We start from the raw sequence: 21,017 nt of genomic DNA, 5'->3' as shown, positions 1-21,017 counted from the left end.
CTGTTTTATTTTTCTCTTCCCACCCTTCCCGTTTTTGTGTAAAATTTTAAATAGTGATGAAGTTTCGAGGTGAATAGAAATGAAACGAATAGATCTCATTTTTAACGCAATACAAGAAGGCAATTATACAGAAGGTGTAACCGCATCAGAACTAGCTACCCTGTTGCAACTAGATCGCGCCAATGTAAGTAGCGACTTAAACAAACTTGTAAAAGATAAACGTTTATTAAAAACAAATACGCGACCTGTTCGTTTTTACATAGAAACGAACACTTCGTTGGAAACGCATTCAAAAGAAGTAACTTCATTAGATACATTTGCAATTGAAAATACGAGCCTTAAAATCGCAATTGAAAAAGCGAAAGCTTCTATGCTCTATCCTCCAAACGGTATGCATACTTTACTACTGGGAGAAACAGGGGTCGGAAAGTCTATGTTTGCTTCTTTAATGCACGAATATGCAATTGAAGTTGAACAGCTTCCTAAAAATGCACCATTTATCGTCTTTAACTGTGCTGATTACGCAAATAATCCACAGCTACTACTCGGGCAATTATTTGGGATTAAAAAAGGAGCTTACACAGGAGCAAGTGATCAAAAAGGATTAATTGAAAAAGCACATGAAGGAATTCTTTTCTTAGATGAAGTACATCGCCTACCTCCAGAGGGACAAGAAATGCTTTTCACCTTTATTGACCGCGGAGTGTACCGCCGCCTTGGAGAAACAGAGAACGAACGTAAAGCACAAGTATTAATCATTACTGCAACAACAGAAGAACCAAATTCATTTTTATTAAAAACATTTACAAGACGTATACCGATGACTGTTACGCTGCCACCACTTCGTGAGCGTACACATAAAGAGCGCTTTGCTTTACTACAGCTATTTTTCACAAATGAAGCAATTCGTCTGCGAAAAGACATTCACGTTAGCCCAAATGCAATGCGTGCTTTCGTCTTTTATAATTGTCCCAATAACATTGGTCAATTAAAAACAGATGTTCAAATTGCCTGTGCGAAAGCCTATTCTGATTTGGTCACAAAGAAACGTGATTCTGTCTATGTTTCAAGTACAGATTTACCTTGGTATATGAAAGAAGGGTTGTTCATTGAAAGGAAGAGCCGTCACTTATACCAAATACCAAATGAAACATTTGTATTTACAGGTGAGGAAGGTTGGAGTAATCATAAAACAGAAGATGAAAAACGCTCTTCTATTTACGATTATATTGACTATAAATACGAAGAACTTCAAGCCCGTGGTATTGAAGAGGAAGAATTAGAATTACTAATAGAAAATGATGTTCAAAGCTTTTTCGTACAATATTTTAACCAAATATCCAAAAAAACAAGCCATGAAAATGTTTTTAAAATTGTGGATCGTAATATCGTTTCCGTATGTGAAAAAATAGCGGAACTTGCTGAAAAGCATTTATCTAAGACGTTTGATGAAAAAGTATTTCTCGCTTTAAGCTTACATGTACAGACAACTCTACAACGTTTACAAAGCGGAAAACAAATACATCACCCACAATTAAATCAAATTCGTACGAAATATAAAGAAGCTTTTTCCGTAGCTATGCAATGCATTCAACTACTGGAGGAAGAATTACAAATAACAATGCCTATTGATGAAGCTGGCTTTTTAACAATGTTCTTCGTTGTTGATCCAATTCCTGCCTCACAAACAGAAGTAAAAGTATTAATATTAGCACACGGTAATGGCATCGCAACTGAAATGGCAAACGTTGCAAACGAACTTCTCGGCATTGAGGAAGTAACCGGTATTGATATGCCGTTACACGAATCACCGAAAGATTTCTTGGAACGTGTGAAAGTGTATATGAAAACACTACAAAATGTAAATGGGCTTCTCTTACTTGTCGATATGGGGTCACTTGCTTATATCGGTGACATATTAGAAACGGAGTTCAAAATCCCTGTACGTGTTCTCTCGATGACGAGCACACCACATGCACTAGAAGCAGCTCGAAAAGCTCAGCTCGGTTATTCATTAGATGCGCTGTATGAAACAGTAAAAAATTTAACACCATTTTACTTAAACGTACAAGAAGAAAAGAAAAAACCTCTCTCTCCAATGAAATCTGTTATTTTAACAGCTTGTTTAACTGGTGAAGGAAGTGCTTTAGCTATTCAAAAAATGTTAGAGAACTATTTACGATTTGATAAAGACTTAATTGAAATTATTCCGATTAGTATCGTCCATGAAAAAGATTTAACGAAAATGATCGAGAACATAAAAAAAGAGCGTAACATCATTTGTATCGTCACGAATTTCGATGTGCAAGTGCCGTGCTTAACATATCATTTCCAAGACATCGTAAACTACACAGCGATTCAGCCCATTCAAGAATTAATTACGTATGAAGAAACATATGCAAAAATGGCGGATATTCTTGAACAACAAATGCAGCGTAACGATGGGGCATTACTTATCAAAACAATTCGTTACGCATTAAATACAATTCAAGAATTAATTTCCTTACAGCTAACTCCTGATAGCTTAATGGGTGTTATTCTGCATATGAGCTGTATGGTTGACCGTCTTCAAAAAGGAGAAAGCCTTCTTCCTCACCCTGATAAAGAGAAAAGAAGACAAGATGAATACTGGATGTATATGAAAGTAAAAAAAGCATTGCAACCAATTGAAAATACATTTGAAATACAAATACCTGATGACGAAGTATTTTACGTTATGGACTTCTTTATTAAAAATCAGCCTGCGAAAAATTAATCGAGGCAGTTTTTAAAAATATCGACCGTAACGCGAGTTATATCAGCGATTTTCAAAATATATCGCTTTACCGACAATAATCACTAAAACTAGCACCTTATATTAAGAAGAAAAGGCTGTTCCAACATATGGACAGCCTTTTCCTCTATTTCTTTACTTTTCTAACTCGCCCTCTTATTTCTCCTCTTTTTTGTGATTTCGTATGAACATTAACATATACATTTGCTTGAATAATTTCTTGAAGTAAATGTACAAATGATTTCCCTTGTAAAGGTCCCTCAAAATCCTCCACATTCACTACACCAGTAATGCTTCCCTCGTTCAAGCTAATCCCTTGCTCTAGTGGACCATACAAATATAAAACAACAGGACCAATTTGAGTAGACTTCCCTAAATGAATTTGACACGATGTAACCTTTTCTATATTTTTTAGTATTACTCTGTAATGCAATTTCGTTAAATCATCACTAAAAATAAACTCTGCTACCCCAAAAGCTTCTGTATTTACAGGAGGCACTTCCCTCTTACCTGTTAACCTGGCAAAGAAATGTGTTGTCATAAGGCATTCTCCTTATATAAATTTCCCAGCACTACTTCTACTACTTTATGGTTTAGACATAATCATTTATGACTTTTTCAATTTTAATTACAAAGAAAAGATTCACAAAATCTTTACATTGTAATTGTTCCTGTAGATTGAAAGTCTCTTGTATAATGCACATAGAAAAACATTATAGGAGGTTCCATTGAAAACTAACAAATACACTTTTCATACATTATTAGAGATTTTTCTCGTCTCATTTAAATTAGGACTTACTTCATTCGGCGGTCCTGTCGCTCATCTCGGCTATTTCCACCACGAATACGTGCAAAAAAGAAAATGGATGGATGAACGAAGCTATGGAGATTTAGTAGCACTATGTCAATTCCTTCCCGGTCCTGCCAGCAGTCAAGTCGGTATGGGGGTTGGATTATTACGGGGCGGGCTATTAGGAGCTATTATTTCATGGATTGGATTCACTTTACCGTCTGTGCTTGTTTTGGTTTTCTTCGCCTCATTCCTTAATCAGTTCGATCTTGGAAGTGCTGGCTGGATTCATGGACTAAAACTTGTAGCAGTCGCTATTGTCGCTCATGCCATATGGGGAATGGCGCGGAAGTTAACTCCAGATCGAAATCGTGCAACGATTGCGATTGTAACTGCCGCAATCGCCTTATTATGGCCAAGTAGTTGGACACAAGTCACCCTCATCATAATATGTGGCTTTATCGGCTGGTTGTTATATCGCAACCAACCAATTAGCCAATCTCAACATATAAAAGTACCTATTTCAAAAAAGATAGCAGTTTCTTGTCTCGTCTTATTCTTTGGACTATTACTACTGCTACCAATATTAAGACCGTTCTCTTATTACATCGCTTTATTTGATAGTTTCTATCGCTCTGGCGCACTTGTATTTGGAGGAGGACATGTCGTGCTGCCTCTTCTTGAAGGTGAGTTCGTACAAAACGGAATGATGACGAAAGAACAGTTCCTAGCTGGATACGGATTAACACAAGCAGTACCAGGACCACTGTTTACATTCGCCTCTTATATAGGAGCAGTGTTAAACGGGACGCTTGGGGCATTACTCGCAACAATTGCAATTTTCTTCCCTGCTTTCTTACTCGTTATTGGTGTTTTACCATTTTGGAACAGCGTGAGAAAAATATCATTCATACAAGGCGCACTACTTGGAGTCAATGCAGCTGTTGTCGGTATTTTACTAGCAGCTTTTTATGATCCTATTTGGACAAGCACAATTATGAACGCTGTAGATTTTGTTTTTGCATCTCTTCTATTTTGCTTGCTCGCTTTTTGGAAAACACCACCTTGGGTTATCGTTATACTCGGGGCATTTGGCGGATATGCTCTATCCATTTTATAAATAAAAAACGACGGCATGATGTAGCCGTCGTTTTTCTATTAAAACTTCACAAGCTCTATTCCTTCTGGTAATTCGCTCTCTGTTAAAATACGCAATTCCTTCACACGATCCATTACGTAAGAAGAACGCTTCACAAGCTCTGGATCAATATAAGCTGGATGAACCATAATTTCTACCGTTTGTTCACCTTGTACTCTTTCTTTTAACTTCACAAAGTAATCTTCCGTCACACCATCCGCATAAAAGTCACTGTAAAACACATCAGAAAATGGGCGCACCGCTCTATCTTCCTCACAACGACGAATCGGAACATTATATGTAGCCGCTAATCTCTCAAGAACATCATGTAAAATCGGTAAACCATGCACATGATGATGACTATCTAAATGAGTTGGTGTTAATCCGTAAGATAGGAATTTCTCAATTTGAGCAGTCCACTCTCTCTCAACTTCTTCTGGATTTATATTTCCTTCCCTTACGACACCTTGTTTATGAAACAATCCATCGCTACTTACAAGTGATGGTACGTCTCCAAGAAGTGGTTCTCCTGCCGTTAATACAAGATGTACTCCTACTCCTAGCGTTTCATACTCTTTGGCTAAGCGTACCGCATGCTCTGTTCCTGGCATATTCATCATCATCGTCGTTGAATTTACAAGTCCGTTTATATGCCCATCAATAATGCCGTAATTTGTACCTTCTGTAAGACCAAAATCATCTGCGTTTACAATTAACTTAATCATCGTAATACCTCCTAATAAAGTGAAACTTTAATCAGTGGGGGGGTTTTCTCCCCCCCCACTGATTATTAGTTGAACCAATCGGACTTTTATGGGCAGTTGATCCCCCACCTAATTTCTTTGTTTTCGCTGAATTTTGAGGTAGTGGTCTTACTGCCCATTAAAGTGGGATAGAATAAAAAAAGCGGGCTAAATAGCGCCGCTTTTACTTCTCTACCTTTTTGAAGAACTGCGGAAGATATTCTTTATGTGCTTCCAACATTTCATCTAAAATTTGTTTTGCAACTGTATCTGATGGTACAAGTGGATTGATTGTCATAGCGAGCAGCGCTTTATGATAATCACCTGTAACAGCAGCTTCAATTGTTGTGCGCTCAAATGATTTAATTTGCTGTACTAAACCGCGAACTGGTACTGGAAGATCTCCGACCGCAATTGGTTTTGGACCTTCTTTCGTAATAATACAGTTCACTTCAACAGCAGAATCATCTGGTAAGCTTGCAATTGTTCCGTTGTTTCGTGTATTAACAGGCTGGATATCACCTTTATTGTTGTAAATAGACGTAATTAAGCTACATGCTGCGTCACTATAATAAGCGCCGCCACGTTTTTCTAATTGTGGTGGTTTAATATCTAAATTCGGGTCTTTATATAACTCAAATAAATCATTTTCTAATTGTTTTACTACTTCTGCACGTGTACCTTTTTCAACAGAAGCTTCTTTTTCTTCTTCTAACATTTCACGTGTTTTGTAGTAATAACGATGATATGGACATGGAATTGCACGAAGGCCGCGAATAAAGTCTGGTTCCCAGTTAAGCGCTGCGATATTTTCCATCGTAATTTGCTTTTCCGGATCTGTTACAAGCTCTAACACACGATCCATTACACTTACGCCATCTAAGTATACATCTAGTCCGTATACCATATGATTTAAACCTGCAAAATCAACGTGGACACGACTTGCATCTACTTCAAGTAATCTTGCAAGACCCATGCGGATTCCGATTGGAACGTTACATAGACCAACTACTCTTTGAATATTTGTATAACGAAGGACAGCTTCTGTTACCATACCAGCTGGGTTCGCAAAGTTAATTAGCCATGCATTCGGACAAAGCTCCTCCATATCTTTACAAATATCTAAAATAACAGGAATCGTTCTCAGTGCTTTGAATAAACCACCAGGACCATTCGTTTCCTGACCGATTACATCATATTTTAATGGGATTGCTTCATCTTTTGCACGTGCTTCTAATAAACCAACGCGAAGTTGTGTTGTTACGAAGTCTGCATCTTTTAATGCCTCACGGCGATCAAGTGTTAAATGTACCTCGATTGGTAAACCAGATTTTTTCACCATACGTTTCGCTAAGTTACCAACAATTTCTAACTTTTCTTTTCCTGCCTCAATATCTACTAACCAAATTTCACGAACAGGAAGCTCATCATAACGTTTAATAAATCCTTCAATTAACTCTGGTGTATAACTAGATCCACCGCCGATTGTAGCAATTTTAATTCCAGTCATGCTTTATTCCCCTTTCGCTTCAAGCTTTTTATAAAGATCGATAAACTCTGCTGCTAATTCTTTCACTGTAATCGCATTCATTAAATGATCTTGTGCGTGAATTAAAAGAACACTAACCTCTGTTTTTTCTCCTCTTGCTTCTGATTGTATGAGCTCTGTTTGGAAATGATGCGCTTCATTAATCGCTTCTTTCGCCTTTACCATCGCTTCATCTGCTTCTACCATTTTCCCCTGTTTGGCAAATTGAAGTGCCTCCATCGCAAAGCTTCGTGCGTTACCACTATTTAAAATCAATTGGAATGGAATTTGTTCTGCTGTAGTCATCATAATTACCGCCCTCTCTATAAGGTTCAACCGATTTAAATACCCCTTCAGTTTGAACATGTCTATTAAAGTATGAATTTGTTAATGATAGTTTAGTGTTCATATAGATGTTTTTCATCTTTTTGAACATGATATAAAGGTAATTGTTCTCACAGGTATCGTTGTCTATGAGAACAATTACTATGTTACATAGGTAAAGAATTACTATTACCTTGTGCTGCTTCTTTTTCAGTACGAACAACTGAACGGTCACATAATACAACGAATGGATAATAGATTACCATCGCAATTACAAAGTTGAATAACTGTAGAATTGCACCTGAAAGATGTCCACCTGTTATAAGATAACCACTAATAATTGGTGGTGTTGCCCATGGAATTATCCCAACTGTTTTTGGTACCCAGCCAATAGATATAGCTGTATAAGAAGTAATTACTAATACAATTGGTGTTATGATAAACGGTAAGAATAAAACTGGGTTTAAAATAATTGGTGTACCAAAGATTACTGGTTCGTTAATGTTAAATGCACCAGGACCAATTGATAAACGAGATACACCGCGTAATTGTGCACTTTTCGCTACAAGTAACACAACTACTAAGAACGCTAATGTTGCACCAGAACCACCAAGATATACGAAAGTATCAAAGAATGGTTTTGTAACAATGTTTGGAACATCAAATGCAGATGTACCACCTTTGAATAACTTCATGTTTTCCTCTAATGCCGGTAAGTATAATGGCTCAATAATACCACCAACGATATTTGGACCATGTAAACCGAGGAACCAAAGAAGATGAACAAGGATTACAATGATAATTGCACTTGGTAATGTCCCTGCTAAACTTTGTAGTGGTGATTGAATCGTATTAAAGATAAATTCATGAACACTTGTACCAGCTAATTTCACTGCTAATTGAATACCTGCAACTACTGTTAAGATAACAAATGCTGGAACTATAGCTGCGAAAGATCTTAAAACTGCTGGTGGTACTCCATCAGGCATTTTAAAAGTAATGTTTCTTTGTACAAAGAAACGGAATACTTCAGTAACAAGGAGTGCCACGATAATTGCTACAAATAACCCTTGTGCACCTGTCCAAGCTAAGTTCAATCCGCCTTCTTTCGGTGTTGTTGGCGTAAGAATAATTAACGCACCAAATGAAATAATACCTGCTGACAAACCATCAACGCCGTAAGATTTTGCTAAGTTATAACTTGTTGTAAATGCTATGATTAGTGCTAGAATCGCGAAAGAACCAGTCCACATTCCACCGCCGACTTGTTTCCACGTTTCACCAAACAAACCTTTCATGAAATCTTGGAAAGCTTCAGACGGAAAACCATTAATTAGTGATGCCAGTGCACCAACTAAAATAAGTGGCATAACTGCAATAAATCCGTCACGGATCGCAGCTAAGTGACGTTGCGATCCGATTTTACCAGCGACAGGAACAATATATTTCTCCATAAATGCAATAAACTTTTGCATTTCGCTTCCCCCCTAATTATTTTTTAAGTGTTAATGCGTGATCTAAAACTGCTTCTCCATTCATCATGCCGTAGTGCATTGGATTAATAACATCGATTCCAACGTTTCTCTCATCAGCAAGCGTTTTCATTGAAGAAAGCATGTAACGAACTTGTGGTCCTAGTAATAACACATCTGCTTGATCGATATTCGTTTTTACTGCATCCCCAGATACAGCCCAAATCTTTCCTTCTAGACCGCGAGCTTTTGCAGCCGCTTCCATTTTTGTAACTAGTAAACTTGTAGACATCCCTGCTGAGCAACATAATAAAATATTCATTTGAAAATCCCCCTTGTGTAGTATAAAAAGTTTATGTTATTTATTTTTCTTTACGCTATTTATCAATGCAATTAGCGTGCCAACTTTTTAAAATCACTAAAATCAGCGCTTTTTCGAGCATTTTCTTTGTGTGTTAACGCTTTCAATTAGTGTGTTACTCAAAAAACACACAGTGTGTTATAAAACAACACGCTTTTAACACATAACTGTATGAAAATAGATTAGTGTTTAGTTGTCTAGTTATGCTTAACATAAAAAAACACTAAAAAAATCTTTCATCGTAGAATCTAGTAAAAAAACAACATGCTCTTGAACACACTCTTCTATCTATTGTCCAAGCAAATTCTACTAGATTACATAGAATAGAGTAAAATAACACAATTCGAAAGGAGATTCCTATGCCAAAACATAGAAAACAAAGCAAAATAAAGATTTATAGAATAAAAAGCTATAAAAAAGACAAGCGTTCTGAAGTAGACTCTGACAAATTTGAACTAGAACAGCAGGACAAGCACGATACACAAGACAAACAAGATGAACAGGATAAACAAGTACAATCAGAAAATGTAATTATAGTACCCACAGATTCACACAACTTAGATGTGTGGGATGAAATTTCTCTAAAGGAAATACAAGCTGGTGAACATACAAATTTATTTAAAGAAAAGAGTAATTATCAAAATATTAATTTAGTCCAAGTAAACGATATTCGCTTATACTTGGACAAGCAACTACAATTCAGCTCCGTCGATGAGCAAATTTATCATGAAGCACTTGTACATCCAATTATGTCAAAAGTAATTGATCCAAAACGTGTTCTCATATTAGGCGGTGGCGATGGTCTTGCCCTGCGAGAAGTTTTAAAATATGAAACTGTACTACATGTAGACCTTGTTGACTTAGATGGATCGATGATTGATATGGCTCGTAATGTTCCAGAATTAGTTTCTTTAAACAAAAGTGCATTTTTTGATAATCGTGTAAATACACACGTATGCGATGCAAAAGAGTTTTTAAGCTCTCCTTCCTCTTTATACGATGTAATCATTATTGATTTCCCAGACCCAGCGACAGAGTTGTTAAGTACTTTATATACAAGCGAACTTTTTGCTCGTATAGCTACATTCTTAACAGAAGATGGCGCATTCGTCTGCCAATCTAATTCACCTGCTGATGCACCTCTAGTATACTGGAGCATCGGTAATACAATTGAACATGCTGGACTAACTGTGAAAAGTTATCATACAATCGTTCCTTCTTTTGGAACTGACTGGGGATTTCATATCGCTGCTAATTCTGCCTATGTACTAGATCAAATTGAACAATTATATGTAGTACCAACTCCTCGAACCTTGCCTGCTCTTCTTTTCCCTTTATTTCAATTTAAAGAAGAACATCTAGAACAACGCAACCTCGCTCTTTTAAATTCAGAATCGAACCTTATCCTACATCAATGCTACAAACAGGAAATGAAGTTTTGACGATATTATAGTAAGGAGTGTTGCCTATGGAATATTCTACTTTTGGCAAGCATATAATAGTAGATTTATGGGGAGTAGATTTTTCTCTACTAGATGATACGCACTTTTTAGAATATCATTTAGTTACAGCTGCAGATTGCTCTGGTGCCCATGTTTTAAACGTAAGTAAAAAAGAATTCCAGCCATATGGTGTTACTGTATTAGTGTTATTATCAGAAAGCCATCTTTCCATTCACACTTACCCGGAACAAAATTTTGCAGCTATTGACTGTTATACTTGCGGTACAACCGTTGAACCACAAATTGCGATTGATTATATCGTAAATATATTAAAACCGGAGCGGATGCATATAAAAAGATTAATTCGTGGTATAGGAGAAATTGTTACTGCCGATTAATTATAACCCTTACTCATCCGGAAAAAGGAGGATTGTAAATACCATCAGTGGGATGAACATTCCACTGATGGTACAGGCATATACATAAAGTGAAACTTTAATTAGTGGGGGTTTTGTTCATCTCCCACTAATTATTAGTTGAACCAATCGGGCCTTTACGGACAGTTAAGCTCCCTCCTAACTTCCTTGCTCCAGCCACATTTTGAGGTGGGAGTTTTACTGCCCGTTAATGCGGGATAAAAAAACCTTGCATAAGCAAGGTTCATTCATCCACCGACATCTTCCTATATAACTCTACAAACTCACTTGCTAATTCTTTCACTGTAATTGCATTCATTAAATGATCTTGCGCGTGTACCATTAAAAGAGTAACTTCGGTCTTTTCGCCACCAGCCTCTTTCTGTATAAGCTCCGTTTGTACACGGTGCGCCTCTTTTAATTCCTCTAGCGCTTCTTGTAATTTAGCTTCTGCTTCTGTAAACTCCCCACGCTTCGCACAATCAATTGCTTCCATTGAACAACTTCTCGCGTTTCCTCCATGCAAAATTAAATGAAAAGCTTTCGTCTCTATCGTATCCATTTTACTTCTTCACTCCCCCTTTTCTTCTGCTACTTTTTGTTTATCCCATATTTTTAAGAACGGTAAATAAATGAAGAATGCAAGCGCAAAGTTGACGAGTTGTAAAACAACACCTGAAATTTTCCCACCCGATCCTAAATATCCACTGAAAAGAATAGGTGTCGTCCAAGGTACAGCCGCCCCACTCGGACGTGCGACCCATCCCCATTCCATTGCAAAGTAAGAAACAATTGTTAACACAACTGGAACCAATATAAATGGAATTAATAAAATTGGGTTCATTACAATTGGCATACCAAAAGTTACCATCTCATTAATATTAAATATACCAGGCGCGATTGACAATCTCCCTAAACTTTTTAATTGTTGACTTCGTGCAAATAGTAACATTCCGACAACTAGAGCCAGCGTTGCACCAGAACCGCCCATATAAATCCATAAGTCAAAAAACTGTGCCGTAATGGTATTTGGTACATCTTGCCCAGCTTGAAAAGCAACTCGATTTTGATCCATTAACGACAACCAAACAGGGCTCATTACACCACCAACAATAGTAGCACCATGAATTCCACACGACCAAAGAACATGAACGAGAATAACTGCTATTATTGCGCCCCAAAGACTAGCACCAAGTACACTAAGTGGTTCCTGTAAAATTTGTCCTACAATATTATGGATACTGCCAAAAGAAGTATTTTCTATAATTAAGCGTAAAATCCAAATAACTGTTACAACAATAAAACCTGGAACAAGTGCCGCAAATGAACGCGTGACAGCTGGTGGAACTGTCTCTGGCATCCTTATAATTATCTTTTTTTGTACAATAAACCGATAAAGTTCAGTAGATATAAGTGCAATAATCATTGCTACAAATAACCCTTGGCTTCCCATTAATGCAGCTGGGATAGCGCCTTCTACAAGTACACTCTCTTTTGTACTTGGTATAATATATGCAACTTGAAATGGAGTCGCAAGTAAAAACGTCACAAGCGACAATGCCCCGGATGCTAAAGCATCCACTTTATAATACTCTCCAAGCCTGTAAGCGATTCCAAAAACAGCTATTAAAGCCATTATATTAAAAGTTGCACTAACTGGATACCCTAAAGCTCTCTGCCAATTCTCACCAAACAAACCTGCCATAAACTCGTTATATCCCGGTATCGGCAGTGCACTAATAATGAGGAAAAACGATCCAATAATTAAGAAAGGCATCGTTAAAATAATTCCATCTCGAATTGCTTGTAAATGCCTCTGCTCTGCAACCTTCCCTGCCACCGGCATCACATACTTCTCTAAAAACCGTATCATCTATCCCACTCTCCTCATGGTTTCATTGACAAAGCTGCTTGCAAGATAGCTTCTCCATTACAAAGTCCGTAATGGACGGATTGAATAACATCAACAGGTACCCCTTTCTCCTTACATAATTCTTTCATTTTCGGTAATAAATAACGTACTTGCGGTCCAAGTAAAAGGACATCAGCTTTATCAATATGACTATTCACTTCAGAACCTGATACTGCCCAGATTTTCACTTCTATCCCTCTTGCCTCTGCTGCTTTCTCCATCTTTGTAACAATCAAACTGGAAGACATTCCCGCTGCACAGCAAAGCAAAATATTCATTCCGCTTCCCTCCCCCTTTTTCTAAACCTAAGTTATGGTGCATCCCTTGCCACCACTAGGTTACAAATATATATGTCTAGATTTCCTGCTGTATGCCGAGCTTAAAAACAAAAATTTCTTGGTTTTCACGCTATTCCATTTATCCGTATTCTCCTAGTAAAGAGGACTCTAACTCGCTATAATGATTCAGTATGATTTTTTAATTGATAGGAGGATATATTTATGAAGGCATATCGCTTTCCACTTATTTTATTATCTTCTATCCTAATTGGTGGTTTCATTGGTTATTTCATGGGTGCCGATGCAGTTGCTTTAAAGCCGCTTGGTGATATTTTCTTAAACTTAATGTTTACGATTGTTGTACCTCTAGTGTTCTTTAGCATCGCATCGTCTATTGCTAATATGGATGGATTAAAACGTTTCGGTAAAATTATGTCTAGTATGGCTGGGACTTTCTTATTTACAAGTATTTTAGCTGCTATTTTTATGATTATCGTCGTGAAAGTATTCCCGCCAGCACAAGGTGTTGTACTAGAACTAACACAACCTGACAAAGCCGGCAAAGCTGTTAGTGTTGCAGATCAAATCGTCGGTATTTTAACAGTATCTGACTTCTCGAAGTTACTATCTCGTGAAAATATGTTAGCTCTTATTTTCTTCTCTATCTTAATGGGGATTGCAACTTCAGCAGTTGGCGAAAAAGGAAAGCCATTCGCTACATTCCTACAAGCTGGTGCAGAAATTTCAATGAAAGTTGTATCTTTCATTATGTACTACGCTCCAATCGGACTTGCTGCTTACTTCGCAGCATTAGTTGGTGAATTCGGACCACAACTTCTTGGAACTTACTTCCGAGCAGCAATGGTATACTATCCAGCTTCTCTTATCTACTTCTTTGTATTCTTCACGTTCTATGCATACCTTGCAGGTCGCAAACAAGGTGTACAAGTATTTTGGAAGAACATGGTCTCTCCTACAGTTACATCACTTGCAACTTGTAGTAGTGCCGCAAGTATTCCAGCGAACTTAGAAGCAACGAAGAAAATGGGTATTTCTTCAGACGTTCGTGAAACAGTTGTCCTTCTTGGATCTACACTTCATAAAGATGGATCTGTTTTAGGCGGCGTATTAAAAATTGCTTTCTTATTCGGTATTTTCAACATGGAATTCGAAGGACCGAAAACATTAGCAATCGCACTTGTTGTTTCTTTATTAGTAGGAACAGTAATGGGTGCTATTCCAGGCGGTGGTATGATTGGTGAAATGTTAATCGTATCTCTATATGGTTTCCCGCCAGAAGCATTGCCAATTATTGCAGCAATTAGTACAATCATTGATCCACCTGCAACGATGTTAAACGTAACAGCAGATAACGCTTGTGCGGTAATGACAGCTCGCCTTGTAGAAGGTAAGAATTGGATCAAAAACAAATTTGCTTAATAGATAGAAAGAGGATGCTCGTTTAGAGCATCCTCTTTTTGTCGTTATTTGTTAATAAGTTGATATCTCCTCTCGCCACAAATTTGTTACAATCTTCACAAATATTCCACATCCATTATCCATTCTCCGTACTATAATCATGTATGGAAAAGGAGATGGAAATAATGACTCAAAGCGCACCAGAATTTAAAGTTTTGCAAAGCATTGCATTTCTCGCTGTTGTTTTGCAAAGTTCCTTATTATATACAATGAATCAAGGAAATGTCTTACTTGAGCAATCTCTCATTATGGGCATGCTATTCAACCTTGCAAAATTCTCAGCACCAGCATTCATATTTATCGTTGGATTTCACTTAATTCGGCACTATACGAAGCAATTAGTATATAAAGAATATATTTCTGAAAAAGCGACACACTTACTCATTCCTTATTTCTTTTGGTCTATTCTTTACCTATTAACAACAAACGATCTTATTACATTACAAAGTGGAATAAAAAGTTTATTACTCGGAACAGCCGCGCCCCATCTTTGGTACGTTATTATGATGTTCCAAATTCACTTATTGTTCCCTTTACTATGCACACTTTTTTATTGGTTTCAAAAACGAACAGAAAATAAAAAAGACATATATAAATATATGACCTTTTTCGCGTGCCTATATTTTCTATTAATGTGGTTCTCTTCTCACTATATTTTTAATGGAGAAAAATTAACAAGTTCAACAATTTTACATTATACAGATCGATCATTTCTATTCTACTCATTCTATTTCGTTATGGGTGGCATTGCCGCTGTAGCACTAAAAACTTGGCGTCTATTCGTCATGAAACATATCCCGCTTATAACAATATTATTTTTCATCTTATTTTTATTCATCAATTATGAGTTGTTTAGTTTTTACGGAGCAAATTCTATTCATTTAACTGTTTCTACCTATTTAAAACCATCTATGTTTTTATATATCGTATGCGAAATTATCATACTGTATGTGTTATCTATTACGATAGTACAGCGTCGAGGTTTCTTATATAAAACGTTACGTTTCATTGGAAATTACACGTATGGTGCTTATTTAGCTCATTTATTCTTCTTGCAACTATGCACAAAACTTCTTTCCTTATTCACGCTGCAAGAAAATACTATATTATATAGCCTATTACTATTTGTGTTAACGGCCATTATCTCTATTTCAACAATGATCGTTTGTAGCACATTACCATTTCATACTTGGATTACAGGTCCTTCTCCTACAACAAAGATGAAATGGACGAAGGTTGTATTCCGAAAAAATCATAAAAAACTATTCAAACCATATATTTGATATAATAATACGCATATAAAAAGGAAAGCGAGAGACACCTATGATTAATCAAGTTGGACAAATTATGCTATATGTAAATAACCAAGACGAAACAGTACAATTTTGGACAGAAAAAGTAGGGTTCCAAATCATTGCGGAAGAAAATAACGGAAACGGATTCCGCTGGATTGAAATTGCGCCGGCGAAAGAAGCAGGAACAAGCATCGTCCTTCACGATAAAGCGTTAATCGCGAAGATGCAACCTGAATTAAACTTAGGTACTCCTTCACTTATGTTCTTCTCAAATGACTTAGACCGTCTATATAAAGATCTTTCAGAGAAAAATGTCACAGTTGGACAGGTTGTAGATTTACCTACTGGTAGAGCATTCAACTTTGCTGATAATGAAAATAATTACTTTGCAGTAATGGAACGTAAATAAAAAATAAGCTATCCGAAAAAATCGGATAGCTTATTTCATTTTAAGAAACTTGTTCTGCATTCGTTTCTTTATGCTGTATATGGCTCGTGATCCAAGCAATTCCACCGGCAACAACGAGATAACATAACAATATTAAAATTTGCATTTGTAATTGCGACCAATCTCCTAAAGAGATAACATCTTGTAATCCTCTAAGAGAATGGGACATTGGGAGAAACTGTCCAATTTTGCTAAGCACAGCTATGTTTAATTCTCCTGGGAAAGTACCTCCACTCGTCGCTAATTGCAGGACAAGAAGCGTTACCGCTAAGAACTTTCCAACAAGACCAAATACTGTTACTAACATAAGAATAAATGTCATGAACGTAAAGGAAATAACAATACTTGATAAAACAAAAAGTGGCACACTGGCAACTTCTAGTTTCATAACACCTAGCACAACTACATCTACGAGTAGCGCTTGAATAAGTCCAATTAAATATACCAATCCTAATTTATTAATAAAATGTACCGTTCCGCTTACCTTCATATTTTGTCTGCGGCCAAGAGGTAAAATATTCGATGCCATAATTCCGCCAACATAAAATGCAAGTGATAAGAAATATGGTGCAATGCCTGAACCGTAGTTAGGAACGTCAGAAACTGTTGACTTCACTAACTGAACTGGCTCTGAGAACATCGTATTGCGTGCATCATCATTACGGACATCCGCTATCTTCTCTGCGCCCTCTCCCAATTTCGTAGAAAGTTCTTTCGCACCATCATCAAGTTTAACAAGTCCATTTGTTAATTTACTAGCACCGTTATTCAGCTCCGTTCCACCACTCGCAAGCTGATTTACACCTTCTTGTACTGTTGTAAATCCATTTCCCCACTTCGTAAATCCATCAGCTAAATTCGATGCACCATCTGCTACCTTTTTCGTTCCAGCAGTAGCTTCATTTAACTTAACTCCGAATGTATTCATGCCTTCTTCAATCTTATGTTGACCCTCAGTAAGCTTCTTCGCACCTTGTGTCAATTGTTGTTGGCTATTATTTAAAGTACTTGTTGCTTTAGCTAGTCCATTAGACGTAGCAACAATTTTTTGAAAAGCGGGATCTTGCTGCACTTCTGGATGATTTTTCACGTACTCTTCTAATTGTTGTTTTACACTATTAGCTGCACCATCCGCTTTTACTTGGCCTTCAGCAAGCTTCTCACTTCCACTCACCCATTCATTTGTACCAGCACTTAATTCACTAACTCCTGATTGTAACGTTTTTTCACCTTGTGCTAATAACTCCATACCACTATGAAGTGATGTCACTCCTTGACTCAGCTCATTTGCCCCCCCGGTTAAAGCAGATTGACTGGATGCAAGCTTTTCACTTCCCTCTTTCAATTTCGATGTCCCATCACTTAAACGATCAATACCATCCGCAAGCTGATTCGCTCCATTTTTTGCATCGGTCGTTCCTTCATGTAACTTCTCAGCCCCATTACTTGCATCACTCAATCCTTGTGCCAAATCTTGAAACTTTGAAAAGACACCCTCTGTATAAGATTTCGTAATACTATTTGAGATTTTTGTTTTCATATTTTCAACAGCTGTCGTTCCAATTTGAGCTGCTACAAAGTTTTTACCTGGATTTACTTTGTACTGTAACTTTGCTGGCTCTGGTTTCTCATCCATAAGTGTACTTACCTTTTTAGAGAAATTCTCTGGAATCGTAACAACCATATAATATTTATCTTCTTTTAACCCTTCATCAGCATTTTTTTCTGATACGAAATGAAAAGCCAGTTCCTTATTCTCTTTTAAATTTTTAACAAAATCGTCTCCTGCATGAATTGTTTTTTCATCCATCACAGCACCCTTATCTAAATTCACAACTGCAACAGGTAATTTATCTAATTTTCCGTACGGATCCCAATATCCAGCCAAGAAGAATCCTGAATAAATTAACGGAACGATTAATAAAAAAATTAAAGCGATACGTCCATGTTTATGGTGCCACATCGCTTTCCAATCTTTAAATATAAGTTGAATTCCTTTCATGAAACATACTCCTTCTCCTAATTTCACACCATTACAATGGTTTAACAGATTTACTATACACGTCACTTTCCATACTGTATAATACATCTTTAATTATCAATTCATTCCTTTTGGTCTATAGAAAGGAGATTCGAAATGGAACTGCTCCAGTTAAAATACTTTCAGACAGTTGCACGACTAGAACATATGACAAAGGCAGCTGAAGAATTGCATATCGCGCAACCTTCACTCAGCAAAACAATCGCTAGACTCGAAAAGGATTTAGGCGTCCCTTTATTTGATCGCCAAGGCCGACAGATTACTTTAAATTCTTTCGGAAAAGTATTTTTAAAACGGGTAGAACGTATTTTTCATGAATTAAGTGAAGGGGAACGAGAAATTAAAGATTTAGCCGAATTACAACAAGGCTCTATTACAATGGCCGTTTCTATTCCAAGAATATTACCAGAACTACTAGGTTCTTTTTTACGAGAACATCCTAATGTTCGATTCCAGCAATTTCTTGCGTCTACTCCTTCTATGAAACGACAACTGGAAAATATGGAAATTGACTTTTGTCTTTCCTCTGTACCAGTTGAAGGAGAAGAAATTGTTTGGGAACCACTTATTACAGAAGAAATTTTCTTAGTCGTTCCTTCAGGCCATCGGTTATCAAACCGCGAAAGTATCCACCTGCATGAAGTAAAAGACGAACCGTTTATTAGTATGAATACTGGCTATGGATTTCGGCACTTAACGGATGAATTTTGTAAAGAAGCTGGTTTCACTCCGCATATTGCTTTTGAAGTAGATGAACCGACAGTGATTAGCGACCTCATTAAGCAAGGTCTCGGCATCGCTTTTGTTCCAAATTTAACTTTATTAAAAAACTCTACTTTAGCAGCAAACAAGTTGCGTATTATTGAACCCGCTTGTAAGCGAACCATCGGATTAAGTTGGTCAAAAAAGCGATACTTATCAAAAACAGCTCAGCAATTCCGTGAATTCGTGATTGACTACTTCTCTAATATTAGGACGCAAAATTATATCAACCAATAAAAGGTGCCACCCTCATATGGTGGCACCTTTTATTGGTCACTCTTTTTTAATTCCATTTCAGCTAAAAGTGGTAGTACATTATCAAAAATATGCGTATTATTATTTTCACCTGTTACATATCCACCATAATATCTACTAAATACGTTGTCATTTCGGAATGTGGACATATGATCATACAATTCCTTCGCAAACTTTGTATCACCTGTTTGTAGTACGTACAAAATCGTTAGTCCATACGCGGCTGGCGATTCATAATTCACAGTTTGTTTTCCCGTTTCTAAATTGTAACGACCGTATAGCTTTCCATCCTCCTGGAATCTCTTCTTTATAAATTCCAAATAAGCAGCTGATGAAAGACCACCTAAACTTCGATGATATGCAACGTATGATTGGTCAATAAGATTCACTTCTTTATCGTACTTAAATGTACCATCTTCTTTATATTCTTTTGGGAATGCCCAGCCATGCCTTGGATAATCCGCTAAAAATTGAACAATTTCCTGATATTGCTGAGCAGAAACTTTACCGTACTTCTTCATATAAGAGAATGCACGCGGATTTATGTATGATGTTGTTACAAAATTATTTTGTTTCCCTGCATCTGCATCATAATAATCAACATAATAATTATCTTTTTTATTATAACGAAGTACAGCATCACTTAATTGATCGGCAAGGTTTTTATAACGCTCTTCCTTATACATTTCATAAGCACGATATAATTGTTCTATAATACGAAGATCATCTATAAGTGCATTTGTAGCTGACTGCCTCTCTCCCTTTTCAGAGAGTTTCCATAAAACGATATGATTCTTATATACGAAATTATCTTGAATAACCTTTACTTGCTCATCAAATAACGCCTGGTCATCTTTATCAAGTGTATATTGTAACCATAATCCCGCCGATTCTGATAAAGCTTCACGTCCCTTCGCTTCACCCGTACCTGCCTTAGTATCTACTAAACGATACGTGGCAAGCGTTCCATTTTCATTCACCATATGTCTTAAAATAAAATTTTCTGTACGGTTTCCTTGTAAAGCTGACCAAAATACAATTCCACCTAGAGCGATTAAGAAGATAACTCCAATCCCTATATATAAACGTTTCCGCAATCTTTTCACCTCCCTAGTAAGGCTAACCTTAATTTTATCAGAACATACATAAATTTAAAAAAGACAATCTATTAGATTGTCTCCCCCATTTCTATCCCCCACAAACCTCTTTAGAAGGTTTATATAGCGATTGTACAAGTCGATCATATTCACGACGTGTAATTTCTTTATTATATAGCTTCAATAATAAATCTCTATGCTCTTTTGAAAATGCCATCTTTTTAATGACTTCAGGATACATAAAACACCCTCTCCATTTCACATAAACTTCTTTTTCGAAAAACAGAACTTATGTTCGCATAAAAGATTATAAAAGATTCCTGCGCAAAAAACAAACAAAATATAAGCAACTACTTATTTCTTTCTATTCAAAATATTACAACATTATATTATCATATTCACTTTTTAAATACATATATATTTTTGGTAGTTTTTTTGAATAAATCTTCCAATTCAATCAGAA

The 21,017-nt window shown here is 36.7% G+C and carries 20 protein-coding genes; 8 read left to right on the top strand and 12 right to left on the bottom strand.

What is annotated here, in order from left to right:
• Positions 1 to 79: 79 nt before the first annotated feature.
• The gene (locus tag MR167_RS07460) at positions 80 to 2,755 is read left to right on the top strand and encodes a sigma-54-dependent transcriptional regulator (protein WP_000820954.1); all 2,676 of its coding nucleotides are present in this window, start codon (positions 80 to 82) and stop codon (positions 2,753 to 2,755) included.
• Between the two features lie 145 nt (positions 2,756 to 2,900).
• Here the strand turns inward: MR167_RS07460 and exsM are convergent, their stop codons facing one another.
• On the bottom strand, positions 2,901 to 3,314 hold the full coding sequence (exsM, locus tag MR167_RS07455) for an exosporium regulatory protein ExsM (protein WP_000207046.1): 414 nt from the start codon (positions 3,312 to 3,314) through the stop codon (positions 2,901 to 2,903).
• A 187-nt stretch (positions 3,315 to 3,501) separates the two neighbouring features.
• Between exsM and MR167_RS07450 the strand changes: the two genes are divergently transcribed.
• Positions 3,502 to 4,683, top strand: a complete 1,182-nt coding sequence (locus MR167_RS07450; protein WP_000856216.1) for a chromate transporter — start codon at positions 3,502 to 3,504, stop codon at positions 4,681 to 4,683.
• Between the two features lie 38 nt (positions 4,684 to 4,721).
• On the opposite strand, the gene chbG is transcribed toward MR167_RS07450, so the two are convergent.
• The 5 genes from chbG to MR167_RS07425 form a co-directional block, all read right to left on the bottom strand.
• The gene (gene chbG / locus MR167_RS07445) at positions 4,722 to 5,426 is read right to left on the bottom strand and encodes a chitin disaccharide deacetylase (protein WP_000593462.1); all 705 of its coding nucleotides are present in this window, start codon (positions 5,424 to 5,426) and stop codon (positions 4,722 to 4,724) included.
• Between the two features lie 202 nt (positions 5,427 to 5,628).
• Positions 5,629 to 6,954 (bottom strand): 6-phospho-beta-glucosidase, encoded by a 1,326-nt coding sequence (gene celF / locus MR167_RS07440; RefSeq protein WP_000145760.1) that lies wholly within the window; start codon positions 6,952 to 6,954, stop codon positions 5,629 to 5,631.
• 3 nt (positions 6,955 to 6,957) lie between these two features.
• Complete coding sequence (locus MR167_RS07435; protein ID WP_000989059.1) at positions 6,958 to 7,281, bottom strand: PTS lactose/cellobiose transporter subunit IIA; 324 nt, start codon at positions 7,279 to 7,281, stop codon at positions 6,958 to 6,960.
• A 182-nt stretch (positions 7,282 to 7,463) separates the two neighbouring features.
• On the bottom strand, positions 7,464 to 8,771 hold the full coding sequence (gene celB, locus MR167_RS07430; protein ID WP_001168819.1) for a PTS cellobiose transporter subunit IIC: 1,308 nt from the start codon (positions 8,769 to 8,771) through the stop codon (positions 7,464 to 7,466).
• 16 nt (positions 8,772 to 8,787) lie between these two features.
• Positions 8,788 to 9,090, bottom strand: coding sequence for a PTS sugar transporter subunit IIB (locus MR167_RS07425; protein WP_001023569.1), 303 nt, complete (start codon positions 9,088 to 9,090; stop codon positions 8,788 to 8,790).
• 398 nt (positions 9,091 to 9,488) lie between these two features.
• Here MR167_RS07425 and MR167_RS07420 point away from each other — a divergent pair, with 398 nt between their 5' ends.
• Positions 9,489 to 10,571, top strand: coding sequence for a polyamine aminopropyltransferase (locus MR167_RS07420; RefSeq protein ID WP_001123950.1), 1,083 nt, complete (start codon positions 9,489 to 9,491; stop codon positions 10,569 to 10,571).
• A gap of 26 nt (positions 10,572 to 10,597) precedes the next feature.
• Entirely contained in the window at positions 10,598 to 10,969 is a 372-nt protein-coding gene (gene speD, locus MR167_RS07415; RefSeq protein WP_000456838.1) for an adenosylmethionine decarboxylase, read from the top strand.
• A 262-nt stretch (positions 10,970 to 11,231) separates the two neighbouring features.
• Here speD and MR167_RS07410 read toward each other — a convergent pair whose 3' ends face one another.
• From MR167_RS07410 to MR167_RS07400, 3 genes are read right to left on the bottom strand one after another with little or no spacing between them, the layout of a single operon-like run.
• Positions 11,232 to 11,549: a PTS sugar transporter subunit IIA gene (locus MR167_RS07410; RefSeq protein WP_000379645.1), complete on the bottom strand. Its 318-nt coding sequence runs from the start codon at positions 11,547 to 11,549 to the stop codon at positions 11,232 to 11,234.
• A gap of 9 nt (positions 11,550 to 11,558) precedes the next feature.
• A complete protein-coding gene (gene celB / locus MR167_RS07405; protein WP_000617790.1) occupies positions 11,559 to 12,860 on the bottom strand; it encodes a PTS cellobiose transporter subunit IIC in 1,302 nt (433 codons plus the stop codon).
• Between the two features lie 14 nt (positions 12,861 to 12,874).
• A complete protein-coding gene (locus MR167_RS07400; protein ID WP_001023546.1) occupies positions 12,875 to 13,177 on the bottom strand; it encodes a PTS sugar transporter subunit IIB in 303 nt (100 codons plus the stop codon).
• A 222-nt stretch (positions 13,178 to 13,399) separates the two neighbouring features.
• On the opposite strand from MR167_RS07400, the gene MR167_RS07395 reads away from it, so the two are divergent.
• From MR167_RS07395 to MR167_RS07385, 3 genes are all read left to right on the top strand, one after another.
• Positions 13,400 to 14,617 carry a dicarboxylate/amino acid:cation symporter gene (locus MR167_RS07395; RefSeq protein ID WP_000649376.1) on the top strand — a complete coding sequence of 406 codons (1,218 nt, stop codon included), beginning with the start codon at positions 13,400 to 13,402 and terminating at the stop codon, positions 14,615 to 14,617.
• A 164-nt stretch (positions 14,618 to 14,781) separates the two neighbouring features.
• The gene (locus MR167_RS07390) at positions 14,782 to 15,939 is read left to right on the top strand and encodes an acyltransferase (protein WP_242314281.1); all 1,158 of its coding nucleotides are present in this window, start codon (positions 14,782 to 14,784) and stop codon (positions 15,937 to 15,939) included.
• A gap of 40 nt (positions 15,940 to 15,979) precedes the next feature.
• Positions 15,980 to 16,360, top strand: coding sequence for a VOC family protein (locus MR167_RS07385; RefSeq protein ID WP_000610157.1), 381 nt, complete (start codon positions 15,980 to 15,982; stop codon positions 16,358 to 16,360).
• Between the two features lie 40 nt (positions 16,361 to 16,400).
• Here the strand turns inward: MR167_RS07385 and MR167_RS07380 are convergent, their stop codons facing one another.
• The gene (locus tag MR167_RS07380; protein ID WP_000676322.1) at positions 16,401 to 18,401 is read right to left on the bottom strand and encodes a YhgE/Pip domain-containing protein; all 2,001 of its coding nucleotides are present in this window, start codon (positions 18,399 to 18,401) and stop codon (positions 16,401 to 16,403) included.
• Positions 18,402 to 18,536: 135 nt separating this feature from the next.
• On the opposite strand from MR167_RS07380, the gene MR167_RS07375 reads away from it, so the two are divergent.
• On the top strand, positions 18,537 to 19,439 hold the full coding sequence (locus MR167_RS07375) for a LysR family transcriptional regulator (protein WP_000421919.1): 903 nt from the start codon (positions 18,537 to 18,539) through the stop codon (positions 19,437 to 19,439).
• Between the two features lie 29 nt (positions 19,440 to 19,468).
• On the opposite strand, the gene MR167_RS07370 is transcribed toward MR167_RS07375, so the two are convergent.
• Both MR167_RS07370 and MR167_RS07365 read right to left on the bottom strand, forming a co-directional pair.
• Entirely contained in the window at positions 19,469 to 20,554 is a 1,086-nt protein-coding gene (locus MR167_RS07370) for a hypothetical protein (RefSeq protein WP_001231674.1), read from the bottom strand.
• A 91-nt stretch (positions 20,555 to 20,645) separates the two neighbouring features.
• On the bottom strand, positions 20,646 to 20,795 hold the full coding sequence (locus MR167_RS07365; protein ID WP_000283180.1) for a hypothetical protein: 150 nt from the start codon (positions 20,793 to 20,795) through the stop codon (positions 20,646 to 20,648).
• Positions 20,796 to 21,017: the final 222 nt, after the last annotated feature.

Origin of the sequence: Bacillus cereus group sp. BfR-BA-01355 (assembly GCF_022663675.1) — a bacterium.
Classification (GTDB): domain Bacteria; phylum Bacillota; class Bacilli; order Bacillales; family Bacillaceae_G; genus Bacillus_A; species Bacillus_A thuringiensis_S.
This window is presented reverse-complemented; position numbering and strand designations above follow the sequence as displayed.

Excerpts from the sequence above, each read along its gene's own strand:
- MR167_RS07460 (WP_000820954.1), top strand. The coding sequence starts at position 80 with ATGAAACGAATAGATCTCATTTTTAACGCAATACAAGAAGGCAATTAT.
- exsM (WP_000207046.1), bottom strand. The coding sequence starts at position 3,314 with ATGACAACACATTTCTTTGCCAGGTTAACAGGTAAGAGGGAAGTGCCT.
- chbG (WP_000593462.1), bottom strand. The coding sequence starts at position 5,426 with ATGATTAAGTTAATTGTAAACGCAGATGATTTTGGTCTTACAGAAGGT.
- celF (WP_000145760.1), bottom strand. The coding sequence starts at position 6,954 with ATGACTGGAATTAAAATTGCTACAATCGGCGGTGGATCTAGTTATACA.
- MR167_RS07435 (WP_000989059.1), bottom strand. The coding sequence starts at position 7,281 with ATGATGACTACAGCAGAACAAATTCCATTCCAATTGATTTTAAATAGT.
- celB (WP_001168819.1), bottom strand. The coding sequence starts at position 8,771 with ATGCAAAAGTTTATTGCATTTATGGAGAAATATATTGTTCCTGTCGCT.
- MR167_RS07425 (WP_001023569.1), bottom strand. The coding sequence starts at position 9,090 with ATGAATATTTTATTATGTTGCTCAGCAGGGATGTCTACAAGTTTACTA.
- MR167_RS07420 (WP_001123950.1), top strand. The coding sequence starts at position 9,489 with ATGCCAAAACATAGAAAACAAAGCAAAATAAAGATTTATAGAATAAAA.
- speD (WP_000456838.1), top strand. The coding sequence starts at position 10,598 with ATGGAATATTCTACTTTTGGCAAGCATATAATAGTAGATTTATGGGGA.
- MR167_RS07410 (WP_000379645.1), bottom strand. The coding sequence starts at position 11,549 with ATGGATACGATAGAGACGAAAGCTTTTCATTTAATTTTGCATGGAGGA.
- celB (WP_000617790.1), bottom strand. The coding sequence starts at position 12,860 with ATGATACGGTTTTTAGAGAAGTATGTGATGCCGGTGGCAGGGAAGGTT.
- MR167_RS07400 (WP_001023546.1), bottom strand. The coding sequence starts at position 13,177 with ATGAATATTTTGCTTTGCTGTGCAGCGGGAATGTCTTCCAGTTTGATT.
- MR167_RS07395 (WP_000649376.1), top strand. The coding sequence starts at position 13,400 with ATGAAGGCATATCGCTTTCCACTTATTTTATTATCTTCTATCCTAATT.
- MR167_RS07390 (WP_242314281.1), top strand. The coding sequence starts at position 14,782 with ATGACTCAAAGCGCACCAGAATTTAAAGTTTTGCAAAGCATTGCATTT.
- MR167_RS07385 (WP_000610157.1), top strand. The coding sequence starts at position 15,980 with ATGATTAATCAAGTTGGACAAATTATGCTATATGTAAATAACCAAGAC.
- MR167_RS07380 (WP_000676322.1), bottom strand. The coding sequence starts at position 18,401 with ATGAAAGGAATTCAACTTATATTTAAAGATTGGAAAGCGATGTGGCAC.
- MR167_RS07375 (WP_000421919.1), top strand. The coding sequence starts at position 18,537 with ATGGAACTGCTCCAGTTAAAATACTTTCAGACAGTTGCACGACTAGAA.
- MR167_RS07365 (WP_000283180.1), bottom strand. The coding sequence starts at position 20,795 with ATGTATCCTGAAGTCATTAAAAAGATGGCATTTTCAAAAGAGCATAGA.